Annotated in this window: 7 protein-coding genes; 1 reads left to right on the forward strand and 6 read right to left on the reverse strand. The window is 71.6% G+C overall.

Features of this window, described 5'->3' with window-relative positions; all coding sequences use genetic code 11:
• Positions 1 to 119 precede the first annotated feature (119 nt).
• Positions 120 to 593, forward strand: coding sequence for a GntR family transcriptional regulator (locus AB0H87_RS35350; protein ID WP_360155951.1), 474 nt, complete (start codon positions 120 to 122; stop codon positions 591 to 593).
• Here AB0H87_RS35350 and AB0H87_RS35355 read toward each other — a convergent pair.
• The 6 genes from AB0H87_RS35355 to AB0H87_RS35380 form a co-directional block, all read right to left on the reverse strand.
• The gene (locus tag AB0H87_RS35355) at positions 590 to 2,350 is read right to left on the reverse strand and encodes a gamma-glutamyltransferase family protein (protein ID WP_360155954.1); all 1,761 of its coding nucleotides are present in this window, start codon (positions 2,348 to 2,350) and stop codon (positions 590 to 592) included. The genes AB0H87_RS35350 and AB0H87_RS35355 overlap by 4 nt on opposite strands.
• Positions 2,347 to 3,315, reverse strand: a complete 969-nt coding sequence (locus AB0H87_RS35360; RefSeq protein ID WP_360155957.1) for an oligopeptide/dipeptide ABC transporter ATP-binding protein — start codon at positions 3,313 to 3,315, stop codon at positions 2,347 to 2,349. Before AB0H87_RS35360 ends, AB0H87_RS35355 begins: the two co-directional genes overlap by 4 nt.
• Positions 3,312 to 4,316: an ABC transporter ATP-binding protein gene (locus AB0H87_RS35365; protein ID WP_360155960.1), complete on the reverse strand. Its 1,005-nt coding sequence runs from the start codon at positions 4,314 to 4,316 to the stop codon at positions 3,312 to 3,314. The genes AB0H87_RS35360 and AB0H87_RS35365 overlap by 4 nt, the downstream gene beginning before the upstream one ends.
• Complete coding sequence (locus tag AB0H87_RS35370; RefSeq protein WP_360155963.1) at positions 4,316 to 5,200, reverse strand: ABC transporter permease; 885 nt, start codon at positions 5,198 to 5,200, stop codon at positions 4,316 to 4,318. Before AB0H87_RS35370 ends, AB0H87_RS35365 begins: the two co-directional genes overlap by 1 nt.
• Positions 5,197 to 6,153 carry an ABC transporter permease gene (locus tag AB0H87_RS35375; protein ID WP_360155966.1) on the reverse strand — a complete coding sequence of 319 codons (957 nt, stop codon included), beginning with the start codon at positions 6,151 to 6,153 and terminating at the stop codon, positions 5,197 to 5,199. Before AB0H87_RS35375 ends, AB0H87_RS35370 begins: the two co-directional genes overlap by 4 nt.
• Before the next feature lie 8 nt (positions 6,154 to 6,161).
• Positions 6,162 to 6,969, reverse strand: an 808-nt coding sequence (locus AB0H87_RS35380) for an ABC transporter substrate-binding protein (RefSeq protein WP_360155969.1), incomplete at its 5' end; no start/stop codon positions are given.

Genomic DNA, 6,969 nt, shown 5'->3' on the forward strand with positions numbered 1-6,969 from the left:
GCCGGCGTGTTTCTCGGCGGCGTCATCACCGAGTACCTCAGCTGGCCGTGGGTGTTCTACATCAACATCCCGATCGCTGTCGCGAGGCCTTGCGTGTCGCGGAGGCCGAGGGTTTCGTGGTGATCCTTCCGCGCCGGGGAGCGGTGGTCGCATCCCCGAGCAGTGCGACGATCCACGACATCTTCGCGGTACGCGAGCGCCTCGAACCGTTGGCCGCCCGCCTCGCCGCCGAGCGGGCGACGCCGGGCGACGTCAACAGCCTGCGGTCGGTGCTGGAGCAGGCCCGCCTGGCCACGGAGCACCAGGACCTGCGCCGCGTCGCGGAACTGAACAGCGCCCTGCACCTGCAGATCCTCGAGATCTCCGGCAACCCGTGGCTGGCCTCGATAGCGAAGGCCCTCTACCTGCACGTGCAATGGGTGTTCCAACTGACGGCCGAGATACGCGCACCCCACTCGTGGGACGAACACATCAAACTGGTCGACGCCATCGAGTCCGGCGACGGCGGACTGGCGGAGGTGGTCGCCTTGGAGCACGTGGGCGCGGCATCCACGGCCGCCCACCAGACCACGTCGGGTGACGACAGGCCCTAACGGCCGCAGGCGTAGCCCTGCATGCCGCGCGGGTTCGCGCCCGCGGCGACCACGCCGGTGTCCGGATCGCGGGTCACCGCGCACATCCGCCCCAGGCTCCACGGCCCGGAGCGCCGGACGCGGTGGCCCAGCGCGGCCAACGAGTCCAGCACCGACGGATCGAGGCGGTCCTCCACCACCAGCACCCCGGGCTCCGACTCGCGCGGATGGAACGACGCCGGGAAGCTCGTCGTGTGCCACATCGGCGCGTCGATCGCCTCCTGGAGCGACTGCCCCCCGGCCAGATGGCGCAGCAGGAATAGGAGCTGCCACTGGTCCTGCTGGTCGCCCCCCGGCGTCCCGCAGGCCAGCACCGGCCGTCCGTCGCGGTGCACCATCGTCGGGCTCAGCGTCGTGCGCGGCCGGCGGCCCGGTGCCAGCGACGACGGCAGCCCCTCTTCCAACCAGAACATCTGCAGCCGGCTGCCGAGCGGGAAACCCAGCTCGGGAATCGTCGGCGAGCTTTGCAGCCAACCTCCGCTCGGCGTGGCCGAGATCATGTTGCCCCAGCGGTCCACGACGTCGACGTGGCAGGTGTCGCCGCGCGTGACGCCGGACGGCCGCACCGTCGGCTCGCCCGTCGTCGGGTCAGGCACCGAGGAAGCGTCCCGGGAGACGAAGGACGGCAGGCGTGGCCGCACTCCGTCGGGTTGCCCAGGCCGCAGGTCGCCGGCCGCCGAGTCCGAGATCAAGGCCGCCCTCGACACCGCGTACGACGACGACAACAGCGCCTGCATGGGTACGTCGCCCGTGTCGCCGTACCAGGCCTCGCGATCCGCGAACGCCAGCTTCAGCGCCTCGGCGGAAACGTGGATGCCCCGCGCGGTCGACGGGTCAGGAGGAGCGCCAACCGCATCCAAAATAGACAGTGACTGCAGCAGCACCGGACCCTGGCCCCACGGCCCGGTCTTCGCCACGCTGTAGCCCTGCCAGTCGAGCGTCACCGGCGACTCCCAGGTCGCCGAATACGCGGCCAGGTCGGCGCCGGTCACCAGACCGGGATGCGCCCGCCCGCTCGAGTCCCGGAACGCCAACCGCGAGAACCGGTCGATCGCCTCGGCGACGAACCCCTCGCGCCACACATGTCGGGCCGCCTCGACCTGGGCCGCGCGGTCAGGCCCGGCCGCCTCCGCGAGCGCGACCAGCCTCTCCAACGTGCCCCCGTACGCCGGGTTGGTGAACAACCCGCCCGACGGCCGCAGCCAGAGCGCCGCCGACGTGGGCCAGTGCTCCTCGAACAGCGAGCGCACCGACGCCACGGTGTCCCAGGCCCGGGCGACCAAGGGGTGCCCGGCGTTCGCGTACTCGATGGCGGGTGTCAGCACCTCCCGCAGCGACAGCGTGCCGTGGTCGCGCAGCAGCAGCAGCCAGGCGTCGACGGCCCCCGGCACCGTCGCGGCGAGTGGACCGGAGCCGGGGACCAACGCGAGACCGAGGGAACGGAAGTGCCCGATGGTGGCGCCGGCGGGAGCCGGACCTTGTCCACACAGGACGCGCCGCCGTGGGTCGGTCGCCAGGGCGATGATGGCCGGCACCTCGCCGCCCGGCCCGTTCAGGTGCGGCTCGACGACGTGCAGCACGAAGCCCGCGGTGACCGCCGCGTCGAAGGCGTTGCCACCGAGCTCGAGCATCCGCATCGCCGACTGGCTCGCCAGCCAGTGCGTCGACGACACCATCCCGAACGTCCCCTGCAGCGTCGGCCTGGTCGTGAACGTCATGCGCGCACGTCCGGTCGTGTCCCGTCCGCCGAGACGAGGTGGCAGGCCGCTTCACCGCTGCCGATCGGGACCTGCGGCGGCACGTCCGTCGCGCACTTGTCGAACGCGAGCGGGCACCGCGTGCGGAACCGGCAGCCCGAGGGCGGGTCGAGCGCGGAGGGCAGGTCGTCGCCGAGCAGGACCGGCGTCCGGGCCCGTTGCCGCACCGGGTCCGCCACCGGTGCGGCCGCGAGCAACGCCTGGGTGTACGGGTGGGCCGGGCGCGCGAAGATCTGCTCCCGCGTGCCTTTCTCCATGAGCTGGCCGAGGTACATGACGGCGATCTCGTCGGCGAGATATTCCACCGCCGACAGGTTGTGCGTGATGAACAGGCAGGCGAACCCGATGTCGCGCTGCAGGTCCGCGAGCAGGTTGAGCACGGACGCCTGCACGGACACGTCGAGCGCGCTGGTCGGCTCGTCGGCGATCAGCAGGGACGGCGAGGAGATCAGGGCGCGGGCGATGCTGACCCGCTGGCGCTGGCCGCCGGACAGCTCGTGGGGATACCGGCGGGCCACCTCCGCGCGCAGGCCCACCCGGCCGAGCGCCTCCGCCACCCGCTCCTGCCGCTGCCGCCGGGAGACCGGTTCGCGGGACAGGCGCAGCGGTTCGGCCACCACGTCGCCGACGAGCATGCGCGGGTCCAGCGAGCCGGCCGGGTCCTGGAAGACGATGGACACCTCGGCCCGGTGCGGGCGCAGCTGGCGGCGCGTGAGCCGGGTGACGTCGACGCCGCCGATGCGGACGACGCCGCTGGTCGGCTTCAGCAGCCGCACGACGCACCGGCCGACCGTCGACTTCCCGGAGCCGCTCTCGCCGACCAGGGCCGTGACGCCGCCCCGCGGGATCGTCAGCGAGACGCCGTCGACCGCGCGAACCGGCCCGAAGTGCATCGTCAGGTCTTCGATCTCGAGCGCGTTCGTCATCGGGCCGCCTCCGCGACAGGGTGCCAGCACGCGACGAGATGACCGGGCGCGCGGACGGCTGCGAGCGGTGGGGCCGCGCCGCGGCACTTCTCGTCGGCGGCCGGGCAACGGTCGGCGAACGTGCAGGCGTCCGGCTGGCTCGCGAGGACCGGCACGAGACCGGGGATCTCCTGCAACCGCTCGGTGCCGGCGTGCCGGCCGGGTGTGGGGGAGGCGTTCAGCAACCCGTTGGTGTAGTGGTGGTGCGGATGGGCGAACAGCTCCGTCACCGGTGCCCGCTCGACGACGCGCCCGGCGTACATGACGACCACGCGGTCCGCGATGTCGGCGATCACGCCCAGGTCGTGGGTGATGATGAGGATGCTCGTACCGAGCCGGTCGCGCAGGTCGCGCAGCACCTCCAGGATGCCGGCCTGCACGGTGACGTCGAGCGCGGTCGTCGGCTCGTCGGCGACCAGCACCGTCGGGTTGCAGGCCACCGCCATCGCGATCATCACGCGCTGCCGCATGCCGCCGGAGAGCTGGTGCGGATAGTTGTCGACCCGCCTCGCCGCCGACGGGATGCCGACCAGCGACAACAGCTCGACCGCCCGCTCCCGGGCCTGCTTGCGGGAGAGCCGCTCGTGCACCTGGAGCACCTCGCCGATCTGGCGCCCGACGGTGAGCACCGGGTTCAGCGACGTCATCGGCTCCTGGAAGATGTACGCGATCTCCTTGCCGCGAACCCGGCGCAGCGCACTCTCCGGCGCACCGATCAGCTCGGTGCCGCGCAGGCGCGCGGAGCCGGAGACCCGCGCGCTGCGGGGGAGCAGGCCCGCGAGGCTCATCGCCGTGACGCTCTTGCCGCAGCCGGACTCGCCGACGACGCCGACGATCTCGCCGGCGGCCAGGTCGAGGCTCACGTGGTCGACCGCGGACACCTTGCCGCCCTCGGTGACGAACGAGACCGAGAGGTCGGCCACCTCGAGGATCGCGGTGCGTGCCGCGACGTCGACCGCCATCACCGGTCACCCTTCGGGTCGAGCGCGTCCCGCAGGGCGTCGCCGAACACGTTGAACGTCAACGCCAGCACCATGATCGCGACGCCGGGGAAGGTCGCCGCCCACGGCGCCCGCGAGGCGAACTGCTGGGCCGTCGCCAGCATCGTGCCGAGGCTCGGCGACGGTGGCTGGATGCCGAGGCCGAGGAACGACAGCACCGCCTCACCCAGGATCGCGGCAGGCAGCGCCACCGTGGCCTGCACCAGGATCACCGAGGTCGCGTTGGGCAGGATGTGTCTGGCCAGGACCCACAGGTCGCTGGCGCCGTCGACCACGGCCGCCGCGACGAAGTCCAGCGACTTGAGGCGCAGCGTGTCGGAGCGGATGACCCGGATGACGCCCGGGATCTGCGCGATGCCGATCGCCACGGCCGCGTTGCCGAGGCTGGCGCCCCGGATGGCCGCGAGCCCCACCGCGAGGATGAGGAACGGAAAGGCCAGCAGCAGGTCGGTGAACCGGCCGATGACCGCGTCCAGCGCGCGGAAGTAGCCCGCGGCCAGACCCAGCGGCACACCGATGACCAGCGAGGTGAGCACGGCGAGGAAGCCCACCTCGAGGGACGCGCGGGCGCCGAGCATGATGCGGGACAGCACGTCGCGGCCCAGGTCGTCGGTGCCGAGCACGTGCCCGGGCGTACCCGGTGGAGAGAAGATGTTGCCGAAGTCGGTCTGCTCCACCGAGTACGGCGCGATCCACGGTGCGAGCACGGCGACCACCACGGCGATCGCGAGCACCGCGAAGCTCACGATCGCGAGCGGGTTGCGCCGCAGCCGCCGCAGGACGCGCGTGCGCCCGGTGAGGCTGACCGGGCCGGTCTCGGCCTCGGGAACACTGAGGACGGTCATGCCGCGTCACCCGCCACCCGGATGCGTGGGTCGATGAGCGAATACAACAGATCGACCAGGAAGTTGATCACGATGTACGCCGTCGCGGTCAGCAGGACCACGGCCTGGATCACCGGATAGTCGCGTTGGAACACCGCGTCGATCGTCATCTTGCCGAAGCCCGGCAGGCCGAAGATCTGCTCGGTCACGACCGCGCCGGAGATGAGGCCACCGAGCTGGAGGCCGACGATCGTGACGACCACGATGAGGCTGTTGCGCAACGCGTGCCGGCCGATCACGGCTCGCGGCGAAAGACCTTTGGCCTTGGCGGTACGCACGTAGTCGGCCGACAGCGAGTCGAGCATCGCCGACCGCGTCTGGCGCATGATGATCGCCGCCAGGCCGGTCCCGAGGATCACCGCGGGCAGGATGATGTGGTGCAGGTTGTCCACGGGGTCCTCGAAGAACGGGACGAAGCCGGAGGCCGGAAACAGTCCCGTCGCCACCGACAGGTAGAGGATCGCGAGCAGGCCGAGCCAGAAGTGGGGGACCGACAGGCCGATCAGGGCCAGCGCGTTGGCCGCCCACTCGGCCGGGCGGCCGCGGCGCACGGCCGCGACCACCCCGGCACCGACCCCCAGCGCCGCGGCGATGAGGATGGCCAGCACGGACAGCTCGATCGTGACCGGCAGCGCGGTGCGGATCATGTCGGACACCGGCAGGCCCGTGCGGATCGAGCTGCCGAAGTCGCCCTGGGCGGCCCGCTCCACGTACTGTCCGAACTGGACCGCCACCGGACGGTCCAGCCCGTACTCCGCGCGGATGGCCGCCAGCGCCTCGGGCGACCGGTCCTCGCCGGCCAGCGCGAGCGCGGGGTCCCCCGGCAGCGCGCGGATGCCGAGGAACACCACCACCGACGCCAAGACCAGGGTCAGCGCGGAGTGCCACGCGCGGGTCAGCAGGTACCTGGCCACCGGACTGCCTACTTGGCGAACCCGGCGAAGGCCGCCCGGATGACGCCGTCGGGGAAGACCTGGACGCCCTTGACCTTGTTGGAGAAAGCCGTCAGGTTGGCCTGGCGGTAGAGGTAGATCAGCGGGTTGTCCTGCTGCAGCAGGGTGACCGCCTGACCGTAGAGCTTCTTGCGCTCGTCGAGGTTGCTCGACTGGCGCGCCTGGTCGAGCACGGCGTCCAACTGCGTGTTGCTGCTGCCGGCGACGTTCTGGCTGCCGCCGGTGCCCACGAAGTTGACCATGTTCGCGTCGGGGTCGATGCGGCCGCTCCAGCCGAGCTGGAGGATCTCGAAGTTGCCGCGGTCCTGCTCGTCGAGGAGCGACGAGTACTCGACCGGGCTGATCTCGATGTTGAAGCCACCCTCCTTGACCATCGCCTGGAGGGCCTGCGCGAGGCGCAGCGTGTCGGGGGCGTTCGACACCAACATCTTCACGGTGTACGGCGTGGCCACGCCGGCCTGCTCGAGCAGCTGCTTGGCCTTGGCGGGGTCGTGCTCACGGCACTTCTGGGCCTCCTCCGACGAGAACACGCTCGCCGGCGAGATCGGGCTGCAGGCCGGCGAGGGGATCCCGTTGAAGACGGCGTCCACGAGGGCCTTGCGGTCGATCGAGTACTCGAGGGCCTGGCGTACCGTCGCCTCCTTCGCGATCGGGCGGTCGATCGGCTTCGGCGGGGTGCCGAGGCGTCCGACGTCTCGCGCAGCATCTCCCAACCGGCCGGGTACGCGATCTGGACCCCGTTCGGGTCGTACCACCACCGGAAACCCGCGGGGATGT

Origin of the sequence: Asanoa sp. NPDC050611 (assembly GCF_040654855.1) — a bacterium.
Taxonomy (GTDB): domain Bacteria; phylum Actinomycetota; class Actinomycetes; order Mycobacteriales; family Micromonosporaceae; genus Asanoa.